Origin of the sequence: Ruegeria sp. Alg231-54, from assembly GCF_900143525.1 — a bacterium.
Classification (GTDB): Bacteria; Pseudomonadota; Alphaproteobacteria; order Rhodobacterales; family Rhodobacteraceae; genus Ruegeria.
On record NZ_FREZ01000003.1, the window covers coordinates 260,889 to 284,731 of the forward strand.

The 23,843-nt window shown below is 55.5% G+C and carries 18 protein-coding genes; 11 read left to right on the forward strand and 7 right to left on the reverse strand.

What is annotated here, in order from left to right:
- Positions 1 to 24: 24 nt before the first annotated feature.
- The gene (locus DHN12_RS08040) at positions 25 to 3,744 is read right to left on the reverse strand and encodes an S-layer family protein (RefSeq protein ID WP_108859725.1); all 3,720 of its coding nucleotides are present in this window, start codon (positions 3,742 to 3,744) and stop codon (positions 25 to 27) included.
- A 345-nt stretch (positions 3,745 to 4,089) separates the two neighbouring features.
- Between DHN12_RS08040 and DHN12_RS08045 the strand changes: the two genes are divergently transcribed.
- The 7 genes from DHN12_RS08045 (at position 4,090) to DHN12_RS08075 (ending at position 11,828) form a co-directional block, all read left to right on the forward strand.
- Positions 4,090 to 5,010 (forward strand): LysR family transcriptional regulator, encoded by a 921-nt coding sequence (locus tag DHN12_RS08045; RefSeq protein WP_108859726.1) that lies wholly within the window; start codon positions 4,090 to 4,092, stop codon positions 5,008 to 5,010.
- 227 nt (positions 5,011 to 5,237) lie between these two features.
- Positions 5,238 to 6,821 carry an ABC transporter substrate-binding protein gene (locus DHN12_RS08050; RefSeq protein ID WP_108859727.1) on the forward strand — a complete coding sequence of 528 codons (1,584 nt, stop codon included), beginning with the start codon at positions 5,238 to 5,240 and terminating at the stop codon, positions 6,819 to 6,821.
- Positions 6,822 to 6,889: 68 nt separating this feature from the next.
- Positions 6,890 to 7,984, forward strand: coding sequence for a Xaa-Pro peptidase family protein (locus DHN12_RS08055; RefSeq protein WP_108859728.1), 1,095 nt, complete (start codon positions 6,890 to 6,892; stop codon positions 7,982 to 7,984).
- Positions 7,984 to 8,991 (forward strand): ABC transporter permease subunit, encoded by a 1,008-nt coding sequence (locus DHN12_RS08060; protein ID WP_058277167.1) that lies wholly within the window; start codon positions 7,984 to 7,986, stop codon positions 8,989 to 8,991. Before DHN12_RS08055 ends, DHN12_RS08060 begins: the two co-directional genes overlap by 1 nt.
- Positions 8,988 to 9,893, forward strand: coding sequence for an ABC transporter permease subunit (locus DHN12_RS08065; RefSeq protein ID WP_082649183.1), 906 nt, complete (start codon positions 8,988 to 8,990; stop codon positions 9,891 to 9,893). Before DHN12_RS08060 ends, DHN12_RS08065 begins: the two co-directional genes overlap by 4 nt.
- A gap of 4 nt (positions 9,894 to 9,897) precedes the next feature.
- A complete protein-coding gene (locus tag DHN12_RS08070) occupies positions 9,898 to 10,875 on the forward strand; it encodes an ABC transporter ATP-binding protein (RefSeq protein ID WP_058277169.1) in 978 nt (325 codons plus the stop codon).
- Positions 10,872 to 11,828 (forward strand): ABC transporter ATP-binding protein, encoded by a 957-nt coding sequence (locus tag DHN12_RS08075; protein ID WP_108859729.1) that lies wholly within the window; start codon positions 10,872 to 10,874, stop codon positions 11,826 to 11,828. The genes DHN12_RS08070 and DHN12_RS08075 overlap by 4 nt, the downstream gene beginning before the upstream one ends.
- Positions 11,829 to 11,840: 12 nt before the next feature.
- Here DHN12_RS08075 and DHN12_RS08080 read toward each other — a convergent pair whose 3' ends face one another.
- Entirely contained in the window at positions 11,841 to 12,521 is a 681-nt protein-coding gene (locus DHN12_RS08080; RefSeq protein ID WP_108859730.1) for a GntR family transcriptional regulator, read from the reverse strand.
- 150 nt (positions 12,522 to 12,671) lie between these two features.
- Here DHN12_RS08080 and DHN12_RS08085 point away from each other — a divergent pair, with 150 nt between their 5' ends.
- The gene (locus tag DHN12_RS08085) at positions 12,672 to 13,691 is read left to right on the forward strand and encodes a GlxA family transcriptional regulator (RefSeq protein ID WP_108859731.1); all 1,020 of its coding nucleotides are present in this window, start codon (positions 12,672 to 12,674) and stop codon (positions 13,689 to 13,691) included.
- A 174-nt stretch (positions 13,692 to 13,865) separates the two neighbouring features.
- Positions 13,866 to 15,326: a phosphonoacetaldehyde dehydrogenase gene (gene phnY / locus DHN12_RS08090; RefSeq protein ID WP_234416576.1), complete on the forward strand. Its 1,461-nt coding sequence runs from the start codon at positions 13,866 to 13,868 to the stop codon at positions 15,324 to 15,326.
- A gap of 55 nt (positions 15,327 to 15,381) precedes the next feature.
- Here phnY and DHN12_RS08095 read toward each other — a convergent pair whose 3' ends face one another.
- Entirely contained in the window at positions 15,382 to 16,224 is an 843-nt protein-coding gene (locus tag DHN12_RS08095) for a fumarylacetoacetate hydrolase family protein (protein ID WP_108859732.1), read from the reverse strand.
- A gap of 278 nt (positions 16,225 to 16,502) precedes the next feature.
- Between DHN12_RS08095 and DHN12_RS08100 the strand changes: the two genes are divergently transcribed.
- Together DHN12_RS08100 and DHN12_RS08105 are read left to right on the forward strand one after the other, a co-directional pair.
- Positions 16,503 to 17,105, forward strand: coding sequence for a GNAT family N-acetyltransferase (locus DHN12_RS08100; protein ID WP_108859733.1), 603 nt, complete (start codon positions 16,503 to 16,505; stop codon positions 17,103 to 17,105).
- A gap of 94 nt (positions 17,106 to 17,199) precedes the next feature.
- A complete protein-coding gene (locus DHN12_RS08105) occupies positions 17,200 to 18,969 on the forward strand; it encodes an adenylate/guanylate cyclase domain-containing protein (RefSeq protein WP_234416577.1) in 1,770 nt (589 codons plus the stop codon).
- A gap of 55 nt (positions 18,970 to 19,024) precedes the next feature.
- On the opposite strand, the gene DHN12_RS08110 is transcribed toward DHN12_RS08105, so the two are convergent.
- The 4 genes from DHN12_RS08110 to DHN12_RS08125 form a co-directional block, all read right to left on the reverse strand.
- Positions 19,025 to 19,600 carry a pentapeptide repeat-containing protein gene (locus tag DHN12_RS08110; protein ID WP_108859735.1) on the reverse strand — a complete coding sequence of 192 codons (576 nt, stop codon included), beginning with the start codon at positions 19,598 to 19,600 and terminating at the stop codon, positions 19,025 to 19,027.
- Between the two features lie 149 nt (positions 19,601 to 19,749).
- Complete coding sequence (locus DHN12_RS08115) at positions 19,750 to 21,045, reverse strand: hypothetical protein (protein WP_108859736.1); 1,296 nt, start codon at positions 21,043 to 21,045, stop codon at positions 19,750 to 19,752.
- On the reverse strand, positions 21,032 to 22,390 hold the full coding sequence (locus DHN12_RS08120; RefSeq protein ID WP_108859737.1) for a TfuA-like protein: 1,359 nt from the start codon (positions 22,388 to 22,390) through the stop codon (positions 21,032 to 21,034). The genes DHN12_RS08115 and DHN12_RS08120 overlap by 14 nt, the downstream gene beginning before the upstream one ends.
- Positions 22,387 to 23,592 (reverse strand): YcaO-like family protein, encoded by a 1,206-nt coding sequence (locus DHN12_RS08125; protein ID WP_108859738.1) that lies wholly within the window; start codon positions 23,590 to 23,592, stop codon positions 22,387 to 22,389. Before DHN12_RS08125 ends, DHN12_RS08120 begins: the two co-directional genes overlap by 4 nt.
- Between the last annotated feature and the right edge of the window lie 251 nt (positions 23,593 to 23,843).

Genomic DNA, 23,843 nt, shown 5'->3' on the forward strand with positions numbered 1-23,843 from the left:
CTTGGCCGCCCCGCTGTTGTTTGGTTAAACGATGAAGTCGTTTTCGGTCAGGTCAGCAGCATCGACACCGGTCAGACGGATGGACCCTGCGTCGCCGAAGCTGATCACCGTGTCCTCACCATCCTGAACAGGGTTCGGACCACCGGCGAAGTCGGGATCCAGATCTCCGATCTGAATTCTGTCCACTCCCGCTTCAAAGTCCGAGATGGTATCGTCACCGAAGGTGCCCTGGAACAGGAAGGTGTCAGCGCCTTCGCCGCCGATCAGGACATCATTGCCGCCCTCACCGTTCAGCTGGTCGTCGCCATCCGCGCCGTTCAGAACATTCTCCAGATTGCTGCCGACGATCACGTCACCATCATTGGAGCCGATGACATTCTCGATCGAGACCAGCACGTCGGTTTCAACCTGATTGTCGATCACGTCCAGCCCGACAACACCGGTACCGCCTGTTGCGTCAACATCCAGAGTTGCGCCCGCATCCACCAGCGTGTCCTGCACGACCGTGCCGTTTACGCCCGCTGGTGCATTGTGCAGATGGATTGCCGATACAGCACCGGGGATCGGCGTGTTCAGGTCGGTTTCGTTCAGGCCCACAATGCTTAGCGCGCTCGAGTAGGTGACTTCGCCGGTTGCAAGGTTCTGAGTGATGACAACGGTTGCGTTGCCAGAGGCCTCGCTGTCCGATGTCGGCCCAGGCTCTTGCGCCGCGTCCAGACCGCCGCTCAGCGTTACGGAGCGAATACCGTTCTCGGTCACGTCGCCGTCGACCAGAAGCTGCCCGCGAATTTCCCCACCAGGGAAGTCGGCGGTGTGGATGTTGTAGTACAGGTTGCCCAGAACGGCCTCTTCTACAAACCAGCCTCCATCCGGGATATTCGCACCAAACTGGTCCGGAGCCACAACAGCCGCATCCACGATCGAGACGTTGAACCCGGTATCGCGCGTGGCGGTGCCGTTGCCATTGGCGTCCAGACGGACCTCGACCGCGACATCAAGATCCGAGAAATCGGCGGTATCGATGCCTTCTCCACCATCGATGAAGTCATTGCCCAGACCACCGGTCAGCAGATTGTCTGCATCGCCTGCGATCAGAACGTCATCACCTGCACCACCGCTGATATCGCCGTTAGTGGTGCCTAGATCGACGAAAATGTCATTGCCGTTGCCCAGCAGGACGTTGCCGTTGATCACACCTTCGTCGTCGTTGACGATGGTAACGTCACCAGCAACCGATGCATCGATCGCATTTACCGTGCCTCGGATTTCGCCTTCGTTCAGGATCGCACCCAGAAGGTTCAAACCGCCATCGATACGAATACCGGCTGCGGCATCCGACTGTTCGGACCCGGCAATCAGACCTTCGTTGATAACAACTCCGGCAAAGGACGCATCATTTTGTCCGGTGAACAGACGCAGGCCGTCGCCGACCTGATTGCCCTCGCTTGCATTGCCGCGGCCCTGCAAGACACCTTCGTTTACAATCGCTGCCGAGACGACATCGCCTGAAATGTCACCTGTTTGCAGCGAAACAGCCGAGCCGCTATTGCCCTCACCTGCGTCCACCAGACCAGTGTTGTTGAAGGCGTAGTTGTCTGCCGTACTATCAGCGTAGACCGTGCCGTTGCGCTGATTGCCTGTACCTAAGATGGCACCCAGGTTCTGAACGGAAAGCCCGTTACCATCGATGTTCAGTGCCCGGCTGTCCGAGGAAACGGTGCCGCTATTGACAAACGACCCGCCCGAGTGGTCGCCAGTGCCAAAGTAGACACCGTTTTGCACACCTTCGACAGCACCCGCGTTAAGCAATGTGCCCTGGAAGTTCACGCCATTGACAACTCGGATGCCGGCGACCGTGCCGTTGGCACCTTCAGAGAAAACCCCGCCAAAGTTGGAGATCGTCGCATCGGTAGTGCCGGTGTTGCCAACGTTGCCGATGCGAACGCCATCACCGGAAAGCGGCGTGGCCGCACCCGGATTTCCGCGCCCGTTGATTACGCCCGTGTTTTCCAGTGTGAATGTGTTGGCACCATCTTCAGCACCACCGATTTCCACACCAAAGCCAGAACCCTGATTGCCGTCACCAGCGTCGATCAGACCTGAGTTCTGTACCGAGAAGTCATCCGCAGTTCCGTCAGCATAAACCGTACCGTTGCGCTGATCTCCGGTGCCAAAGATGTTGCCTTGGTTGTCGACCTCAAGCCCCGTGCCATCAATGTTGAACGCCCGGCTGTCCGAGGACACAACGCCTCCTGCTTCGTTGACGAAACGACCACCTGTATGATCCGCGTTGCCAAAGTAGACGCCGTTTTGGACACCCGAGATTGTGCCGGAGTTGGTAAATTCGCCCTGAAAGCTCACGCCATCCACAACGCGCGCACCGGCTACAGTGCCGTTGGCACCTTCCGAACGCAGCTCGCCACGGTTGACAATGGTCGCTTCGGCGATGCCCTGATTTCCCGGGTTGCCGATGCGGATACCATCTCCGGCCAGGCCAGCGCTTGCTGCGCCGTTGCCCCGACCCTGGATCAGGCCATCGTTTTCCAACGAGAACGTGTTCGCACCGTCTGCGGCTCCACCGATTTCTGCTGCGAAACCCGAGCCCTGGTTGTGCTCGCCCGCGTCGATTGTGCCATTGGCCAGATTGCGGACCGAAAAGTCATCTGCGGTGCCGTCGGCATAAACGGTGCCGTTACGCTGGTTGTCGGTTCCCAGAATGTCGCCGCCGTTGATCAGGTTGACACCCGAGCCGTCGATGTTCACCGCCCGGCTTCCGGATTGGATGGTGCCAAAGTTCAGCACGTCCAGATCATGTTCCCCATTGCCGATGTAAAGACCATTGCGCGGGCCTTCGATCACGCCGGTGGACGTGTTCAGGATCTCGTCTTCGGCGTTTACGCCATCCGCGATGCGGATACCGGCGGCCGTGCCTTGGTTGCTTTCGGTCGAGATCAGGCCGCTGTTGATGATTTCGGTTTCCAGCGTGGCTCCTTCGGCACCGTCGTCAATGCGGATGCCGTCTCCGGCCAGCCCGGTATTGGCCGCACCTTGGCCACGGCCCTGAATCGTAGCGCCAAAGCCGTTGAAGATGTCGGTTTCCACACGGTCGCCGACCTCGTCACCGATCTGCAACGAGATGCCAGCGCCCTGATTGCCTTCACCGGCGTCAATCGTGCCACCCACAAAGTTCGAAATCGAAATGTCTTCGGCGGTGCTGTTGGTGTAGATCGTACCATTGCGCTGATCGCCGGTGCCGATGATGTCGCCAAAGTTGCGTACATCAATGCCCTGGCCCTGAATGTCCACCGCACGGCTGTCCGAACTGATCACACCACCGCTGAAGTTGTCCAGGCCGCCCGAGCTTTGAGCGCCGGCAAACTGTACACCGTTGAACTCACCCGCGATCTCACCAAAGTTGCGAACGCTTGCGCTGCCGGTGACCTGAACGCCAGTGGCCAGTGCGTCGGGGCCGTTGTTCGCCTCGATCCGGCCCGAGCGGAAATTGAACACGTCAACATCCTGACCCTGCGCCTGAACAGCAGCGACGGCGTTGTTGGTGATGATCTCGCCAAAGTTCAGCAGACGCGAGAAGTCGTTTGCCAGAACAAAGGCCGGAGTGTCATCGACGACTGTGCTTTGGAAAAAGTTATTGAAAAGGGTTTGACCGTCGCGGGTAGTCTCTTGCGCTATTGTAGACGTGGTCAAGAGACGAGTGCGCAGGCTTGTCAGAAGTTGGGACAGCATGGGGTACTCCGTCAAAAATTGTTACGTTTGGCAGTTCGCCCGGTGTTTCGGGCATTCCACGTAGCAAAGGGGTAGACGGCACCCCGGGTTAGCTGAAATTCATCCTGCAAATCGGTTGTATAACCAATGCTAATAATCACGGTTTCCGTGAGAGTCTGGGAAGTTCACTCTATATAAGTCAATATGTTACGGCGTATTCGCCCCACATGACGTTCTATTCGAAAGCGCTGGTTAACAGTTTTGTCAGCAAAATTGATCAGTATTTCATGCACCTTTCCCCGCTTTACGTTAGAGAAGAGAACGGTCCAGTGCCGTCTTTTGTATGACCGCAGAGAGATTGGGCGGATGAATTTCAGAGATTTGGAGTACGTGCTTGCCATTGCGAAACATGGCAAGTTCAGCCAGGCGGCGGTTATGTGCAACGTTTCACAACCGGCACTGTCGAACCAGATCAAGAAGCTGGAAAAGGAACTGGGTGTTGAACTGTTCCTGCGGCTGAATAACGAAGTGCGGCCAACCGCGTTTGGTCAGAGTATCCTGAGTATCGCTGAATCCATTCTGTCAGATGCACAAAAGATCCGCGACTCTGCCACCCAATTTCGCGATCCCGAGGCCGTTGCATATCGGATTGGCATGACGCCAACGCTTGCCCCGTACCTGACACAGTATTTTTCAGAGCTGTTCAGCGATATTTTTCCGCGTATGCGCGTGACAATGATTGAGGATCTTCCGCTGAACATGTTGCAGATGGTTGAAGACCATCAGCTGGACATGGCGCTGGTGGCCAAAGTCAACAACAGCAACGCTCTGGCTTTCACGTCGATTTGGTCCGAACCCCTGTTTCTGGCCATGCGCGAGGGGCATCCGCTGTGTATACTGCCCTCAATAGTACCTGAGGACGTTCCCCCGCATGACTTTATCCGGCTTCCTCACAGTTTTGGCTATGAGCTTGAAGACCGGCTGCCCAAGGCAGATCCCGCGATCCGGGTCGCCAAACGGTTTGATCTAAGCGCGCTGAGGTTTGAAACGATTTGTCGGCACATCTGTCATTCTGATGATTGTACAATTGTGTCGGCCCTGGCTGCCGAGCAATTCAAGCGGGACAAATGGCCCTTGTGCTTTGTTCCGTTTGAGGGTCCGGGGAACCTGCGCAACCTTGGCGCCGCGACGCGCCCGGGGTGCCCCAGAAGCCCTGTGCTGAACCGTGTCGGCGCATATATTCAGGACCGGCCACCGGTTGGTGTGACGCCAACTTTCTCGCAATAAATACACGTCGATTCCTTTGGTCAGCCAACGCAATGAAGATAGGCAGTCTTTCGGCTGCTTCCTTTGCATTTGGTCAAGCTGTGCAAGAGCACTCAAAGTGAGTTGACAATGGATTTTGTATTTTGGATACATTGGGCACAGATTTCGCGGCGATGAGAGTCGTCAGAAATTGCTTGGTCAACAAAAGCAACGCGAAAGCCGATTGATATTTTTTCTGGGAGACAATCATGAAACTTAAATTATTGGCTGCAACAGCGGCAATTGCCCTGTCCAGCGCAGCCGCGCAGGCCAACACGCTGGTTTATTGTTCAGAAGGCTCACCCGAGGGGTTCGATCCCGCACTGTTTACAGCCGGAACCACATTTGATGCCTCATCGCACCCGATCTACAACCGCCTGCTGGAGTTCGAAACCGGCACGACCAACGTTATCCCCGGTCTGGCCGAAAGCGTCGAAGCCAGTGATGATGGCCTGGAGTACACATTCAAGCTGCGTCAGGGCGTTAAATTCCATTCGAATGACGAATTCACACCGACCCGCGATTTCAATGCGGATGACGTGATCTTCTCATTCATGCGCCAGAAGGATGACAGCCATCCTTATAATCAGGTCTCTGGTGGTACATGGGAATACTTCAAGGGTATGGGTATGCCCGATCTGGTCGAGTCCATTGAAAAGGTCGACGACTACACCGTCAAATTCACGCTGACCAAGCCTGAGGCGCCGTTTGTTGCCAACATGGCGATGGATTTCGCTTCGGTCCTGTCTGCAGAATATGCAGATGCGATGATGGAAGCCGGAACACCTGAAAAGCTGAACACCGCACCCATCGGCACCGGCCCGTTCTCGTTCTTGGCTTATCAAAAGGACGCCGTAATCCGGTACGCCCAGAATGCCGACTACTGGAAAGACCCGGCGGATGTTGAAAACCTGATCTTTGCGATCACTCCGGACGCATCCGTGCGCTATCAGAAGCTGAAGGCCGGCGAATGTCACATCATGCCGTATCCGAACCCGGCGGACATTCAGGCGATGCAGGATGATGCCGACATCAACATGTTGGAGCAGGAAGGCCTGAACGTGGGCTATCTGGCCTACAACACCACAATGGCGCCGTTCGACAACCCGAACGTCCGCAAGGCGCTGAACATGGCAATCGACAAGAACGCGATCATCGACGTGGTGTTCCAGGGCTCGGGCCAGGTTGCAAAGAACCCGATCCCACCGACCATGTGGGGCTATAACGACGCGATCACCGACGACGCTTATGATCCCGAAGCGGCCAAGGCGATGCTGGAAGCCGAAGGTGTTTCCGACCTATCGATGAAGGTATGGGCAATGCCGGTGCAGCGTCCTTATAACCCGAATGCACGCCGTATGGCTGAACTGATCCAGGCGGATTTCGCGAAGGTCGGCGTGGACGTCGAGATCGTGTCTTACGAATGGGGCGAGTACCTGTCGCGTTCGAAAGATCTGGACCGTGACGGTGCCGTTCTGTTGGGTTGGACCGGTGACAATGGCGATCCAGACAACTTCCTGGCGGTTCTGCTGGGCTGTGACGGTCGCGAAGCGTCGAACCGAGCACAATGGTGCCATGAGCCGTTCGAAGATCTGATCCTGAAGGCCAAACAGTCCACGGATCAGGCTGAACGCACCAAGCTGTATGAAGATGCCCAGGTCATTTTCAAAGAGCAGGCCCCGTGGGCAACCATTGCGCACTCGGTCGTGTATATGCCGATGAGCAATAAGGTTCAGGGCTATAAAGTGCACCCGCTGGGCGGCCACATCTTCTACGGTGTGAGCGTCGAATAAACCACCACTCGACGACCGGAGCCGCCCAATTGGCGGCTCCGGTTTTCTTTATTGGGAGGTCGGCGCGAATGCCGGATTTGTCCGAGTACCAACAACTGGCAAAGGACATGTCAGTAGATGCCGTGGCACTGGTGCCCGGCCCGAATTTTACCCGCGCTTTGGTAAAACCCTTCATGAGCAACGAGCGGCCCTTTGTGGTCGTGATCCCGGCCGAAGGCGTACCGGCAGCGATTGTGCCGAACCTAGAATTGGGTTCTTGGGCGCTGGTCGGGTTTGACGGCGCTGTCTTCGACTGGCGCGATCAGACGGGCTATGACGATGCCTTCGCGGCGCTGGCTGAACATTTATCGTTACGATCTCTGGCAGTCGAAGGGCAGGTGATGCGCGTCTTTGTCTCCAAGGCATTTACCAGAGCCCTGCCCAACTTGCGGATCGTGGATGCTGAGCGCGAGATTTCCGGCCTGCGCATCATCAAGACGGACGATGACATTGCAGCGCTGCAAGCGGCGATTGATATCTCGGAACGAGCACTGGAACGAGTCATTGCGGATGTTCGTGTTGGTCAGACAGAAGTACAAATCGAGCAAGCCTTGATCCAGGCGCTATTCGCCGAAGGAGCCGCGTCGCTGGCATTTTCGCCCATCGTGACGGCCGGAGGAAACTCGGCTCAACCACATGGTAAAGCGCGTGCGGATTACCAGATCAAAGCAGGCGACGCGCTGCTGTTCGATTTCGGCGCACGCAAACATGGGTTTGCTGCCGACATCACACGCACCTTTTTTGTCGCAGAAGCCTCGGATGAGGGCAGGGCGGTTTATGACACGGTTTTGCGCGCCAACCTGGTCGGGTTCGAAGCTTGCCGACCCGGCGTAACGGCCCACGATATTGACGACGCGGTGACCAGCGTGCTCGAGGCCTCGCCCTATGCGGATCGCATCCGCACCAAGACGGGTCACGGGCTGGGACGGGACGTTCATGAAGCGCCCTATATTATGCGTGGAAACAACCAGATCATGCGCGCGGGCATGGTTTGGACCAACGAGCCGGGCCTCTATGATCTGGACAATTTCGGCGTTCGGATCGAAGATGACGTACTGGTGACCAAAGACGGTTGCCGGTCGCTGACCAGCTTTCCCAAAGAACTAACAATCATAGGCCGCTGATGTTTGGCTATTTTCTTACCCGCCTCGGCATGTTCATTCCGACATTTCTGGGCGTAACACTGATCTCGTTTATGTTCATTCGGGTGCTTCCAGGCGATCCGATCATCGTCATGGCCGGTGAACGCGGAATGTCCGAAGAACGCTATCAGGAGATGGTCGAGAAACTGGGTTTCGACAAACCGGTGCTAGAGCAATACTGGGACTATCTGGTTGGCGTGTTGCATGGTGATCTGGGCGAGAGCTTTGTCACCAAGAAGCCGGTTTGGGACGAATTCTTTGCCCTGTTTCCCGCCACGCTGGAACTGTCGATCTGCGCCATGATCTTTGCTGTGGCTTTGGGGCTGCCTGCGGGCGTTATTGCCGCTGTGAACCGGGGCAAATTCTTCGACCGGGCGCTGATGTCGTCCGCGCTGATCGGGTATTCCATGCCGATCTTCTGGTGGGCGCTGTTGTTGATCATCGTGTTTTCCGGCAACCTTGGTTGGACGCCTGTCTCAGGTCGGATCGACCTGCTGTACTACTTTCCAAGCGTCACGGGCTTCATGTTGATCGACAGTCTGCTGTCCGGGCAGGAGGGGGCGTTTGGATCGGCTGTACGCCATCTGATCCTGCCGACCATCGTTTTGGGCACGATCCCTTTGGCCGTAATTGCGCGCCAGACCCGTTCGGCCATGCTGGAAGTGTTGGGTGAGGATTACATCCGCACGGCCCGCGCCAAGGGCCTCGCCCCCGCACGGATCAATGGGCTGCATGCGCTGCGCAATGCGCTGATCCCGGTGATTACAGTGATCGGCCTGTCGGTCGGCACTTTGCTGGCTGGGGCGATCCTGACCGAGACAATCTTTAGCTGGCCCGGTATCGGCAAGTGGATGGTCGACAGCATCTTCCGTCGCGACTACCCGGTGGTGCAGGGCGGCCTGCTGATGATCGCCGTGATCGTCATGCTGGTGAACCTGCTGGTCGATGTCCTGTACGGCGTCATCAACCCCAAAATCCGGAGGCGATGATGGCTGAATTGTCCGCGACCCCACCAAAAACCGAAGACCGCCCCAGCGCCCTGCGAGAGTTCTGGTTCTATTTCAGCGAAAACCGCGGTGCGGTGATGGGCCTTTGGGTCTTTGCCGCTTTTGTTTTCTGTGCGGCCTTTGCGCCTTTGTTGGCCCCCTACGACCCGACTGAACAATTCCGCAATCACATCCTGCAACCCCCTGCGTGGCAAGAGGGCGGAAGCTGGGCCTTCCCGTTGGGCACCGATCCGCTGGGTCGGGATATGTTGTCGCGGCTGATCATGGGATCGCGTTATTCCTTCTTTGTCGGCATCGTGGTGGTTTGTGTGGCCGTCACGGGCGGGGTGATTGTCGGCCTGCTGTCGGGTTTCGCGCCCAAATGGGTCGATACGATGATCATGCGGGTAATGGATATCATCCTGTCCTTCCCCTCACTGCTGCTTGCGCTGGTTCTGGTTGCCATCCTTGGTCCCTCGTTGACCAACGCGATGATCGCCATCGCCATTGTGTTTCAACCGCATTACGTGCGTTTGACCCGGGCATCTGTGTTGGCAGAGCGGCAAAAGGATTATGTGACCTCTGCTCGCGTTGCCGGTGCCAGCAAGGCCCGGCTGATGTTCAAGACCGTGCTGCCGAATTGTCTGGCTCCGATCATCGTTCAGGCGGCACTGTCGTTTTCAACCGCCATTCTGGATGCTGCAGCCCTTGGCTTTCTGGGCATGGGCGCGCAACCGCCCACGCCGGAATGGGGCACCATGCTGGCCGAAGCGCGTGAGTTTATTCTGCGCGCTTGGTGGGTGGTGACGTTCCCCGGCCTGGCCATCCTAGTCACGGTGCTGGCCATCAACCTGATGGGCGACGGTCTGCGCGACGCGCTGGACCCTAAGCTAAAGCGGAGCTGACGACATGAGCCTGTTGGATATCCGAAACCTCACTGTCGAATTCGCAACTGCCTCGGGTCAGTTCCGGGCTGTGGATGGTGTTGACCTGTCGGTCGACAAGGGCGAGTTGATGGCCATCGTCGGCGAAAGCGGCTCGGGCAAATCGGTGTCGATGTTGGCATTGATGGGCCTGCTACCCTGGACGGCCACAATTACGGCCGACCAACTAAGCTTTGAAGGCATTGACCTGACCAAAATCTCGGCCCGTGACCGTCGCAAGATCATCGGCAAAGACATTGCCATGATTTTTCAGGAACCGATGTCGTCACTGAATCCTTGTTTTACGGTTGGCTTCCAAATCAAGGAGGCCTTGCGCATCCACCTGGGCCTGAACCGAAAGGACCGCCACCAGCGCGCCATCGAACTGTTTGATCAGGTCGGCATCCCCGCACCCGAAAGCCGTCTGAACACGTTTCCGCACCAGATGTCCGGCGGCATGAACCAGAGGGTGATGATTGCGATGGCCATCGCCTGCAAACCCAAGCTGTTGATTGCAGACGAGCCGACGACGGCACTGGACGTGACAATTCAGGCGCAAATCCTTGATCTGTTGGTTCGCCTTCGGGACGAACAGGGCATGGGTTTGGTCCTTATCACTCATGATATGGGTGTTGTCGCCGAGACCGCCGAGCGGGTTCAAGTCCAATATGCTGGCCAAAAGGTCGAGGAGCAGGCAGTCAAAGACCTGTTCCGCACCCCGCGTCACCCCTACACAACTGCGTTGCTTAACGCGCTTCCGGAACGGGCGACGTCGAAGATGCTGCCTACTATTCCCGGCGTCGTTCCAGGGCAGTTTGACCGGCCAAAAGGGTGTCTGTTCAGCCCCAGATGCCAATATGCAGATGATCTGTGCCGATCGTTGCCCCCAACTCCGCACAGTGCGGAGTTCGGCAAGGCTCGTTGCCATTACGTTGAAAAGATAACAACCGGAGAGCTGGCATGACCGCCCCCATCGTTCAGGCCAGTGAATTGGCCAGGTTTTACACCGTAAAAGGCGGGTTGTTGTCGAAGGCCGCAACGGTAAAGGCCTTGTCTGGCGTGGACTTCGAACTGCGGCCGGGCAAAACGTTGGCGATCGTAGGAGAGTCCGGTTGTGGGAAGTCGACCCTCGCAAGGGTGGTGACGATGATCGAAGAACCGACCTCGGGTAGTCTGACCATCGATGGTGTTGAAATATCTCCATCGAAATGGGCCCAGATGCGGGAAACTGTGCAAATTGTGTTTCAGGATCCCTACGGCTCGCTCAACCCGCGCCAACGGATTGGTCAAATCCTGCAAGAGCCATTGATAATTAACCGCCGCGAGATGTCCGCAGCCGACCGCGAGGCGCGCGCGCGTGAAATGATCGACCTTGTGGGTTTGCGCCCCGAACATTACGACCGCTACCCACACATGTTTTCGGGCGGGCAGCGCCAGCGGATTGCAATCGCCCGCGCCCTGATGCTGAACCCCAAGGTGCTGGTGCTGGATGAGCCGGTTTCAGCACTGGACGTCTCAATCCAGTCGCAAATTCTGAACCTGCTGGTCGAACTGCAGGAACGCCTGAACCTCGCCTATCTGTTCATTTCGCATGATTTGTCGGTGGTAAAGCATTTTGCCGACGATGTGATCGTTATGTATTTAGGCCGCGCGGTTGAGAAAGCTCCGAAAGAAAAGCTGTTTGCGGCCCCTCGACATCCTTATTCCAAGGCTCTTTTGTCGACGACGCCCCGCGCAGATCCTGACGCGCGAAAAGATCGGATCAAACTGGAAGGCGAGCTTCCGTCCCCGATGAACATCCCCAAAGGCTGTGCTTTTGCACAACGGTGCTGGCTTGCAACCGAAGAATGCCGCGCCGCGCCGCCAGAACTGAGCGGGTCAGACCACAAAGTGGCGTGCCTGCATCCACTGGGGTAGGAATACCGACGTTCAGCTGGCGTCGCCTTTCCGTGTCTTAATCACCATCGCCAACAACTGATCCTTGGTCCGTTGAATATGCTTGGTCAGCAGATTACCTGCTGCATCAACCTGACGTTTGCGTGCCAGCGACAAAAGCTGTCGGTGATCTTGCTTGGCGGGCTCGCGCTGTTCCATGACGCTCAGATGCATGCGGACATAGCGGTCCGATTGCAGATTAACCCTTTGCAGGATCTCATTGGTCAGCCCACGATCAGCAGCCGCATAAAGGGCTTTGTGGTATTCGTAATTCAGACTGCCCCACCGCCCGACATTATAAGCTTCGTAAGACCTTTCCATGTCATCGAGCAGCTTCTCGCATCTGGCGAAATCAGCTTCCGTCATCTGCGGAATGGCCCGTTTAAACAAGTCGACCTCCAAAAGAACCCGAAGGTCGAAAATCTCGCCAATTTCCGAAAGCGAATGCGAGGTCACCGATGCACCTCGGTTGTTTGTCAGCTGCACAAGGCCTTCGGCATCCAGCCGCTTCAGTGCTTCGCGGATGGGCATGCGCGAAACATCATAATCCTCGGCAAGGGCCTCTTGCCGGATGGTTTCACCTTCGGCCATCTCTCCGCTTAGGATACGTTCCCGCAGATCATTTGTGATGACTTCTGGAAGACTTTGACGTGCGATCGCGCGGGTTCTGGGCATAAGAGTGGTCTCGGTCGGTGTAAGTTGTATCCAAAATACAAAATGAGCGTTCGATTTCCAAGGGTCTTACATCTATTGATAACTTAAAGTTGCTCGAGCGTTTCAGCAGGCCAGCGACGATGCGGTATTCGAACGCGAAGGAGGGGTGTAGTGGACAGCCAACGTTTCCTGCCCAGGGGGGCGATTTCCGTCGACGTTCCCTATGATGGACCCCCCAAGGCCTTTCATTTCCTGTTGCTGCCTAATACCACGATGTTGGCGTTTAGCGCAGCGATTGAACCCTTGCGTATTTCAAACCAACTGGCACGAAAGCAATTGTTCGAATGGTACGTCCTGTCCGCAGATGGCGCACCGGTCACGTGTTCGAACGGAATCCGCATTCAAGCCGACCAACCCATGCACGATCTGGAGCAGGGGGCCTATACCTTCGTGTGTTCCGGCACTGAGCCGATGGCCTCGTTTGACACCCGGGTTCTGAATTGGATCCGTCGGCAAAAGGCACATGGATGTGATTTTGGCGGTATCTGCACCGGGGCATTTGCTTTGGCCAAAGCAGGCCTGATCGGCGACAGAAAGTTCACCGTTCATTGGGAAAATCGCCCCGGGTTTTGCGAGTATTTTCCGACAATGACACCAACCCAGAGCCTGTATGAGATAGACGGCAAGCTGCGCACTTGCGGAGGAGGGCACGCCAGCACTGATATGATGCTGGAAGTGATTGAGGAATTGTTCGGCAACGCCCTGGCCATCAACGTGTCCGAGATGTGTCTGCATCGGCGCGTCGGTGAAAGTGGCAGCAATCAGGTTTCGCCCGTCTCGGCCCTTTTGGGGACGCGCAACGGCAAGCTGGTCGAAGCTGTCCAAATCATGCGGGACAACATTGAATCGCCGCTCAGCCTTGAGGCGGTGGCGGATCAGGCGTCACTGTCCAGACGCCACATGGAACGGCTGTTCCAGCAGTACACAAAGATGTCGCCCGGCCAGTATTACAACAACCTCAGGCTGGATCGCGCCTTCGCCCTATTGAATGAAACCGACCTCAGCGTATCCGAGATTGCCTTTGCATCCGGGTTTTCCAGTACGGACAGGCTTTCGGTTCATTTCCGAGGCCGGTACAAGGTTTCGCCGCATAACTTCCGCAGATCGTGGTCGCACGAAAGTGGCAGCTAAGACTATTGGTGTAACTTGGATATCGAGTTTCATTCCAGCACTGGACTGACACAGTGGATTGACCGAGCGGGGCGTTCCCTTCATCTTCAGTTGCGTGATCGACACTTGGCAGGGCCCGCCATTGCGCAATTTTGAAGCACCGCTGTTTGCCAGCACAGCGTTGGCCCCTTTATCATGGACAATATCATGAACACATCCGGCATCCGCAACGAAGGCATGCGTATTGGTGGCGAGATTGTCTTTACCGATGCTAAAATCCCGGTCCACTACCCCTACACGAGTGAAGTTGTCGGTACCGTCCCTGCCGGCACTTCTGAACATGTACGCAAAGCTTTTGAGATCGCCGCAAATTACACGCCCAAATTGACGCGTTACGAACGCAGCGAGATTTTGCGGCGCGCCGGCGCGTTGATTGGTGAGAATCGCGAAAACCTCGCAAAATGGCTGACGCTTGAACTTGGCATCTGCCATCAGCACTCGATCTATGAAACCAGGCGCGCGCAGGACGTTTTTCAGTTCGCTGCCTCCGAGGCCCTGAAGGACGATGGTGAGGTTTTCTCGTGCGATCTGACCCACAACGGCAAGGCGCGCAAGATTTTCACCAAACGCGAGCCGGTCAGAACCATCAGCGCGATTACACCGTTCAATCACCCTCTGAACATGGTCAGTCACAAGATTGCGCCGTCCATTGCCACCAATAATTGCATGGTCTGCAAACCGACCGAGCTGACCCCACTGACGGCCCTGACGCTGGCGGACATTCTGTACGAGGCAGGGCTGCCGCCCGAAATGTTTCACGTCGTGACAGGTTGGCCGAGAGATATCGGCGATGAGATGATCACCAATGAACACATCGACATAGTCACCTTCACGGGCGGTGTGCCGGTGGGCAAGATGATCGCGTCCAAGGCAGGTTACAAACGGCAGGCACTGGAATTGGGCGGCAATGACCCTCTGATCGTGCTGAATGATCTGAATGACGCCGATCTGGACAAGGCCGCCAGCATAGCTGTGGCCGGGGCCACAGGGAATTCGGGGCAACGCTGCACCGCGATCAAACGCATTCTGGTTCAGGAAAGTGTGGCAGATAGATTTGTGCCACTTGTCCTGGAAAAGGCCAAGGCGATCCGGTTTGGTGACCCTCAGGACTCGGAAACGCAATTGGGTTGCGTTATCCACGCACAAGCCGCGGAGTTGTTCGAAAACCGCGTGCTGAAGGCTGAACAAGAGGGCGCGGAAATCCTCTATCACCCCGGCCGCGTCGGTGCACTGTTGCCACCGATCGTTGTCGACAAGGTGCCCCATGGCAGCGAGTTGGTAATGGAAGAGACATTTGGCCCAATCGTGCCAATCGTTCGTGTTCCAGATGACGATGCGCAAGTCATGGTGATCTCAAACGGAACCGCATTTGGTTTGGCGGCGGGCGTTTGCACTAACGATCTGAACCGGGCGATTACCTACATCAACGGTTTGAACGTCGGCACCTGCAACATCTGGGAACAGCCCGGCTACCGGATCGAAATGTCTCCTTTTGGCGGCATCAAGGACAGCGGCAACGGCGTCAAGGAAGGCGTGATCGAGGCGATGAAATTTTTCACCAACGTCAAAACTTATTCACTGCCCTGGCCCGAGTGACTTTTTAGCCCTCTTTCTGTTGCGGGAAATTGTGACAATTGCACAAACAGGGGGCTCAGCCCTGCATAACGTTCTGCCGTTGCACGCCCAAGCCTTTGATGCCCAACTCCATCCTGTCGCCGGGTTTTAGATAGGTAGGCGGATATTGGCCCATGCCCACGCCCGAAGGGGTGCCTGTTGAAATCACATCTCCCGGCTGCAGCGACATGAACTGCGACAGATGAGAGATTACAGTCGCCACGCTAAAATGCATCGTTCGGGTCGATCCATCCTGAAACCGTTGCCCGTTCACCTCAAGATACATTTGCAGGTCCTGCGGATTGGGTACCTCATCCCGTGTCACAAGCAATGGGCCTATCGGGCCGAAAGTGTCAGCAGATTTGCCTTTGACCCACTGGCCCGAACGGTGCAGTTGGAAATCGCGTTCTGATATGTCGTTGACGACGCAATAACCGGCGACATGGTTCAAGGCTTCGGATTCCGAGGCGTATTTGGCCTCTGTCCCGATCACTACGCCCAGCTCGACTTCCCAATCAGTTTTGACCAATCCACGTGGAATTTCAACCGTATCGTTGGGGCCAACAATAGCTGATGTCGCCTTGAAAAAGATCACCGGTTCCTGCGGCAGCTCCATCCCACTTTCGGCCGCATGATCGGCATAGTTCAGACCTATGCAGACGAACTTACCGACCTGACCGACGCAAGCGCCAATCCGCGGTTGACCATCCACCAGAGGCAGGCTTGCCGTATCCAACCTGCGCAATCGGTCCAAGGCCTCATCGCCAAGCGACTCGCCTGTGAGATCACCAATCACACCCGACAAATCGCGAATTGCGCCTTTGGCATCCATTAGACCAGGCTTTTCGGCGCCCTTGGGACCGAAACGCAGCATTTTCATTGATGGTGTTCCCATTGCTCAGAGCTTCCGGGGCCATCATTAGCAAACAGAGGTGTGGATGGGAAATTCCGTTGCATTTGACCGGACAGCAAAATTATCGACCCACTGCATCAAAAACTCAAATCTTGCAGCGAATTAAACAGAGGACAGAGTTACTGTAATCTCATTTCGTAATTTTTAATTTTTTGTGCTAGTGTCCGAGCAGATTTTACTGATTTCTTTCAAAGGTACTATTTATCGTGAGCAACAATTCACAAAACACGTTCAGGTTGCGCCCAATGGAAAGGGCAGATCTGGATTCCGTTCTGAGTTGGTTTCAGGACGTTGAAGACCTTGCGCGTTTCGATCGTACAACGCGCGTGCCCCTCAATACATCGCATGCCGAAGAATTTTGGAGAGATTCATTTACGTCTTCCGATGCCAGCCGCAAATGTTGGTTTGTCGTCGAGTCCTCCGCAGGTGAGGCCGTTGGACTGGCCGGGCTCGAGTCTATCTCGAACATCAATCGCGATGCAGTGGTTGCAGTTTTCGTTAACAAGGCAATGCGCAGATCCGGCGTCGGGCTCCGGGCATCCGCTTTGGTGCTGGATCTGGCATTTCGACAACTGGGGCTGAACCGCATAACGTCTTATTATCGTGAGGACAATCATCACAGCCGTGATCTTGTTGCCAAGATAGGATTCCAGATTGAAGGGACGATGCGTCAAGCGTGGTTCGCTGAAGGTGAGTTTCAGGATATGGTTGTTGTGGGCATTCTGAAGTCCGAGTGGATGGTTCGCCGAAACGTTCTGGCACAGGAACTTGATGCGACTACGGTCGTGACATTGGGGCCGAATGATTGCGCCGCCTGGTCATGGCCGCCTCAGATCGCAGAGGTGTGATCAGTTCCAATCAAAACTGCTTCGGTCGTCAAAAACGTTTTTTGATATATGTTGGTTACGGGTCCGCTATGAATCCGAAAAAAGAGTAACACTTGTGAGTACGACAATTTCTGACATTCCAATTACTCAACGGCTTGGCGCAGTATTGTTCGCCGATGTCGTAGGATACTCCCGGCTTATGAGCGAGAATGAGCTGGATACCTATAATGAATTGAAAGCATTGATTTCTTTGCTTGAGGCATCGTGCGCAAAGTACAACGGCCGAGTGGTTGAGGTACGTGGGGACGGGATTTTGGCCCTGTTCGAAACTGCCACCAGCGCAGTGGAATTCGGGGTCGAATTGCATCAAATCGCAAGCGATCAGAATAAAACCCGCGCGCAGGATCAGCGAATCACGTTCCGGGCTGGGATTCACCTTGGTGAGATACTGATAGACGAGCGCGGCATTCACGGCGACAACGTCAATATCGCGGCCCGGTTGCAAGAAATAGCCGAGCCTGAGCGGGTCTATGTCAGCTCTGCCGTGTATGATCAGGTCTGCAATCGCCTGCGCTTTGGGTACGAGTTTCTGGGGCCAAAACAGCTCAAGAATATCATGAATCCTGTCTCGACCTACTGCGTCCGCAGCGAAGTGGCCGGCGCGACCATGGCCGGCACGATGCGCCCGGATTTGAAAGGGGACATATTCGAACGGCCGGATACGCCGTCGGTGGCCGTTCTGCCCTTCAGCAGCTCTGGCGGCGATGAGTCCGACAGCTGGATCGCCGAAGGCCTGACGGACGACATCATCATGAATCTGTCCAAGTTCCGGAACCTTTTTATCATCGCCCGGAATTCGTCATTTTTCTTCAGGACACAGTCGATGCCTCCGAAAGAGGCCGCGCAAAAGCTGAATGTCCGCTATGTCGCGCGCGGCAGTGTACGTCGGTCAGCCAGTCGGATCAGGATTTCCGCCGAGTTGATTGATGCCAACACCGAGCGCACGATCTGGGGCGAACGGTTCGATCGCAAGATCGACGATATTTTCGACATTCTTGATGAGGTCACGGAGTGCATTGTGGCGGCCACTGCGGTGATGATCGAGTCGCATGAAAAACAGCGCATGATTCAGGCGATTCCAAACGATCTTGAGGCCTATGGTTCGGTCCTTCAAGGTCAGCACCACATCTTCAAATATACCCGAAACGACAACCGCAAGGCACAGAATTTCTATCAATCAGCCCTTGAACGGGACGAAGGATATGCCCGTGCTGCAGCAGCGCTGTCGCGAACTCTAAATATCGACTGGCGTTATTCCTGGGCCGAAGAGCCGTCACAATCCCTGGAAAAGGCGCTGATGTTGGCGCAGCGCGCGATTGAGCTGGACCCGACCGACGCGCGTGGTTTCGGCGAATTGGGCTATGTGCACCTGTACCGCAAAGAGCATGACGCAGCCATCCAATCCTATCAGAGGGCGCTGGCGTTAAACCCAAATGACGCAGATATGCATTCTGACTTTGCCGATGCTCTGGCCCATTCGGGCGATAACGAGACGGCCATAACGCATCTTCAGCAAGCAATGCGTCTAAATCCCTATTTCCCGGATCAATACCTTTGGCACTTGGGCGGAGCGTATTACAACCTCAGACGCTATGAGGATGTAATTGAGACAGTCAACAAGATGAACAATCCGACTGAAGGGCAGCGTATGCTGGCCGCCAGCTATGCTCAGCTGGGTCAAACGGACATGGCCCGCCTCATAAGGGAAAAGCACCGCGAGGCGCATCCGAACTTTTCGCTGGCCCGGTGGACAACCGTTCAACCGGATCGGCTAGAGGAAGACACGCAGCACTTTGTGGAAGGTCTGAAAAAGGCCGGGTTCTAAAATGCAAAGGGGCACCGCGTTCCGGTGCCCCTGAGCTTACTTTCGAAAACTGGATTTAGTCGCCGCCGCGTACCTTTGCGCCGCTGACCTTGGCACCGCTCACCTTCGCGCCACTGACTTTGGCACCGCTGACCTTGGCCCCACTTACTTTCGCGCCGCTGACTTTGGCACCGCTAATAGCTGGGCTGTCAAAACCGAAATAGATGTCCAACAGGACTTGTTCGAACTGGCCGGTCATCACGTCCATACGCATGGTCTGGTCAGATTTGTCGTACCGCCAGACGCGGATGCCATCGGCGACCTGATAGTCGGCCGCTGCGACGCCGCCAATACTCGGGTCTTGCGGCGCTCGGGATGCGTCGTCTGTAGGCTTATTGGGATCAGCGACCAGCTCACCTTTACCATGAACCAGAAAAATCACCGGCTCCGGCATATCGTAATAGGTGCCCTCAAAGGCAAAGCCATAAATCTTGGCGAACCGAGGACCTTTCTCCCCTTTTTCCACCCCAAATTGATCGTCGAGATGCTTGTTGGCGCCCTTTCCTTTGGACGGGATACGTTTGTATTCTAAATCTTCGAGCTCACGGCCATATATCAACACTTCTGAAAAACTGAGCAAGGATTCAGGCATATCTCTCTCTCCCAATTATGGGATCGACGAAGCCAGAACCCTCATCTCCCCCTCAAAATAAACTCGAAAAATATTCGAGCAAATGCGTTCCAATAATCTTCTTCCGATTGCATGCCATAAAACCGCTTAAAAATAAAGGATTTTACACGTCATTCCGGCACCTGCGTACGAACCGAAGCAGAGTGGCTGTCTTCTTCGGGATCGGGAAGACGTGGACCGGCAGATGTCAGACCAATATCACGCATGCGGAAGTTGCCTTCGATGATGTTGCGAAACGCACCGCCAGTGATTTCCTGATCGACCGCCAGCAGTGCTTTTTCGACGCCGAAATAGCTGAGGATATCGGCATCCAGCCGCTCCCATGTGTCGGCCAGATAGGTTCCCAGAAAATCGCGCGCTTCAAGCAAAGCGATCCGGAAACCTTCCGGGTTTTCGGCATAACGGGCATCGAACACACCCTGCATAACCTCGCTGTAATCCGGAGAGTCTTCCAGTTGATCGGACAGGTGTTCTTCTTCAGGTGAGATCAGCCCATGCAGCAGCAGGCGTTCGTGATAAATATCTACGAAAATGTCGAACATCGCTCCGGTCAATGGTTCGGACAGATCGTGTTCGCTGGTCCATCCGGCCGCAAACTCTGACATGGACCGTGTGTTGGCGGCAATTCGGATTTGCGCGTTTTCCCCCAGTTCGGCAAACCGGTTCAGACGATTGAAGGTGTACAGGTTGCCCCGCGTGTTTTTCAACAATGCGTCAACAACAGAACCAAAATGCAGCGACGCAAGAAGGGCGACCATATCGGCAGCGGACTCGTGAAAACCGTAATATTCTCCCGACGCATCCCCGTCTGACGGCATACCAATGACGCTATAGATAATGGCATGTCCAATTTCATGGGAGACAACGTCAAAGTTCAGGCTGTATGGGCGGTACTCATCGCCATGTTCGTGTGTGCCGCCTGTTTCCAGAAATCCCCAGCCAATATGGGCGTTATCCAGGCTGGGCAGCAGCGACAGCTCCAGCCGGTTGAAATCGCGTGAGAAATGCCATGGGATCGGCCGGTCAAAATACCCTTGCCAAACATCCATTGTAAAGTGAGCTGACCCGAACAAATGCGCCGCCTCAAATGAGGGGTCCGACGGGGCAATATGAAAGAAGTTCCCTAACTCATCAGGCATCGCGGGCGGTTGAAAGTATCCGTCCCAAGGTGGCAGATACATACCCGGTCCATTTGGCCCCGGAACGATGGCGCCGTAAGGTGTGGTTTTGCCGACAGGATTTACAGTGTACATGCGTGGTCCGGATGGGCCCGGTCCGATGCTGCCTTGCGGAGCCGAAATTTCGACAAGCTCCGGTTGCGCACCCGGCTCCAGAAAAGGTGATTGCGGATATAGCAGGAACCGTGTGCCGGGTTCTTCGTCGCTTACAGTCTCATGTGTGTTCATCAATCGACCCCTCGTGCCGGGCGGAAGTCACCTTGCTTTTTGGGACGTCCGCACAGGCACTCCTGTGGCAAAACAAATACTCTGCTTCGATCAACTCACCAAGCTCCGCGCGCCCGGATAGGCCAAGCGAGGTTGCGTAGCTGTCCAAGTTATCCGGCACGTCCTGGTCAAGGCGCGTTTCAAAATACCACACGACCATACGCAGACGATCCGCGCCCGAGAGGTGCCCATTCACAATCGCAGCTTTTTCCTTGGCGGCCGCCCGTTCCCGTAGATCGGCATACTTTCCGGTTCGTTTCAATTCGGCCAGCAATGGCACATCCAATTGGGCCAAACGCGCGACGACCGTCGCATCGATCCGGGCGGCATCTGCCAGAATGTCCTCGTATTCTGCAAGGTTCAGATCATTGGCGGCCAGCCATTCCATCAAATGCGTTTTATGAGACAATCCAGCCTTGGCCCTGTGGTCCGTCATCTGCCGGATCAGGGCGTCACGATCAGGTTGCCGATCCAGCTCGGCGGCTTCTTCCTGTGCCATCACGCTCAGCACTGCGCGGTTGCGCAATTCGGCGTAAAGTTCCGGGTTTAACCTCAACTCGTCGATCACCGCATGGTTCTTGGCCTCGTTGGTGTCGATGCGTTTGCGCAAATGCTTCCAGACTAATGTTGGCTCGGTCCGTGTTACGGGACTTGGGGGTAGGGTGCCCTGCGACAGGCAATCCGCCATAAGGGCCAGCATCGCGCGGGCGTCATCTGCCTTGGCATCAATTTGGCCGTTGGGCAGCCAATCTAAGAAGGCCGCTATTCCCGGCAGGCCGCTTAACTCTTTGCCGATGTTCTGCCAGATGCGGTACCGATAGTGTCTGGATTTCGCATGCTCTAGGATAGTGGCGACGCTTTCAGAACGCAAAATCCCTTGGGCCTGCGCCTGTTTGACTGTGGCTCGGATAGACACCATCGGTGTACTGAGCGGTTGAAATCCCAACTCGGCCGGGCTGTGCAGAACCGCGACCTCATCGTCATCCTGCAAAACGCCGCTGAGGTAGTCCTCAAAGATCCCGCCAACACCGATCATTCCAAAATCGGCAAGTTCCGCGGCACGCAGGGCGCCCATGCTGGCGCTGCCGAAGACCGGTATCCCTTGCTCCATCGCCCACAAGATTTCCTTGTGCCAGACCGAGGGCACACCTTCGAAGAACCCATCTATGATCCCGATGGCGTGCGGTTGGTCCTTGGCTGCACGATAAACATCACCCTGCTGAACAGGGGGCAGGATCGCAGCATTCAATTGTGCCGTGACTTCCTGTGCTGGCAGGGTAGGGCCCACAAATACAACGACGGTCATGTAAATTCGTCCCTGATCTGTAATGCCCTTAAGCCAGGAATATAATCCGCATCGTCATGTGGCGCCTCCAAGCCTGGTATGACCGCCCGAACGACCGATAGATCAAATTCAGGCCGAGACAAGTCCACGATCACCACCTGAGAAATCCCGACGGCCTCTAACCTGTTCAACAGCAAAGCTAGGTCATCCTCGAATGTCTTGGTTAAATGCGTCGGGCAGTCCTGGAAATTCTCTGTCGGAGGGGCACGATCGATCAGATCCCGTACATATCTACACCGGTCAGATTGCGCCTGGTCAGTGAATTCTGCCGGATCCAGATCATCGCGGGCGCCCGAGATATAGGTCAGCCGGGTCTGAGCAGCTTCTGTCACCGCGCGCAGCAACGCGATTGCTCGATCCGGATGGCATCCGTCGCCGATGCCGATGTGACCAGGTTGCCCGCCGGCCTCACAGATCACGCACCGAAAACTGGCAATTCCAGTATCCGACGTGGTGTTCCACAGTCCGATCTCCAGATTTGCGGCGATGACTTTTCCAATGGCCGTCTGACATCGTGGATCGTCGACAGTGCCGGGATCAATACGCGCGGTCGTGGTTTGATGAGACCACAACGTCGTTGCATCGCGCTCAATCAATTCGCAAATCGCATGACAACTTGCCTCGGCGACATTATTGCCCGAAGCCAAACCGTTTGTTGTTCTGGGAAAGGCGCGCTGTCCGGCGAGAGGAGCAGTGGTGTAATCTGTGTCCACAATCTCAAGCGGAACCCAGCAGGCGTGTTGGCTTTTCAAATCCCGGCCTTCGACCCATAACATGTTGCTATTGGGATCAAATTGCGCGCCGGTGACCTTAGGCAATCGCTCCACATCCACAACGGTTGCTTCATCAGCCATATCGGTATGTCTGGCAAGCCGTTGCGGAAGTCGCACACGTTCCGCATGCCAGGATTCGATCGCTTCCATAACGCCTGAAGCTTGCGCTGCCTGCAACGACAGTCCCTTACCAAGTGACACCGCAACAGATCGGGAATTGGGACGAGCAACCATAACGGTCGGCAAACCAATCCGATCCAGGCCGGTCAGATTTGCGATCCGAGTTATGCCCATTTCCCGAAGAAATGGTTGCACGATGCTTAAGGTGTGCGCGGGGTCGCGCAGACGGTGGGTGTCATGCACGTAGGTCTTTTGTGATTTATCGGTCATTTCATCGACCTTGCCAAAACAAACGTGCAGGTTCGCACAATATAACAAGCTATACGCAAATAGGATGGTAGATGAATTCGCGTGGGTCAACCTTGCAGGTGTCTGGCGTTGATTTTCTAACTTGGCGGTAAATCTCAATAATTTTATTTACCATAAGATTGTTTATGCGTATCCCCAAATGTGCTAAAATAACCTGTCGGAGTACGAATTAACGAGACTCGCCTCGCATTGAATTCAACACCTTAAGATTT

Coding starts and splice junctions, on each gene's coding strand:
- DHN12_RS08040 (WP_108859725.1), bottom strand. CDS start 3,744: ATGCTGTCCCAACTTCTGACAAGCCTGCGCACTCGTCTCTTGACCACG.
- DHN12_RS08045 (WP_108859726.1), top strand. CDS start 4,090: ATGAATTTCAGAGATTTGGAGTACGTGCTTGCCATTGCGAAACATGGC.
- DHN12_RS08050 (WP_108859727.1), top strand. CDS start 5,238: ATGAAACTTAAATTATTGGCTGCAACAGCGGCAATTGCCCTGTCCAGC.
- DHN12_RS08055 (WP_108859728.1), top strand. CDS start 6,890: ATGCCGGATTTGTCCGAGTACCAACAACTGGCAAAGGACATGTCAGTA.
- DHN12_RS08060 (WP_058277167.1), top strand. CDS start 7,984: ATGTTTGGCTATTTTCTTACCCGCCTCGGCATGTTCATTCCGACATTT.
- DHN12_RS08065 (WP_082649183.1), top strand. CDS start 8,988: ATGATGGCTGAATTGTCCGCGACCCCACCAAAAACCGAAGACCGCCCC.
- DHN12_RS08070 (WP_058277169.1), top strand. CDS start 9,898: ATGAGCCTGTTGGATATCCGAAACCTCACTGTCGAATTCGCAACTGCC.
- DHN12_RS08075 (WP_108859729.1), top strand. CDS start 10,872: ATGACCGCCCCCATCGTTCAGGCCAGTGAATTGGCCAGGTTTTACACC.
- DHN12_RS08080 (WP_108859730.1), bottom strand. CDS start 12,521: ATGCCCAGAACCCGCGCGATCGCACGTCAAAGTCTTCCAGAAGTCATC.
- phnY (WP_234416576.1), top strand. CDS start 13,866: ATGGACAATATCATGAACACATCCGGCATCCGCAACGAAGGCATGCGT.
- DHN12_RS08095 (WP_108859732.1), bottom strand. CDS start 16,224: ATGAAAATGCTGCGTTTCGGTCCCAAGGGCGCCGAAAAGCCTGGTCTA.
- DHN12_RS08100 (WP_108859733.1), top strand. CDS start 16,503: ATGGAAAGGGCAGATCTGGATTCCGTTCTGAGTTGGTTTCAGGACGTT.
- DHN12_RS08110 (WP_108859735.1), bottom strand. CDS start 19,600: ATGCCTGAATCCTTGCTCAGTTTTTCAGAAGTGTTGATATATGGCCGT.
- DHN12_RS08115 (WP_108859736.1), bottom strand. CDS start 21,045: ATGAACACACATGAGACTGTAAGCGACGAAGAACCCGGCACACGGTTC.
- DHN12_RS08120 (WP_108859737.1), bottom strand. CDS start 22,390: ATGACCGTCGTTGTATTTGTGGGCCCTACCCTGCCAGCACAGGAAGTC.
- DHN12_RS08125 (WP_108859738.1), bottom strand. CDS start 23,592: ATGACCGATAAATCACAAAAGACCTACGTGCATGACACCCACCGTCTG.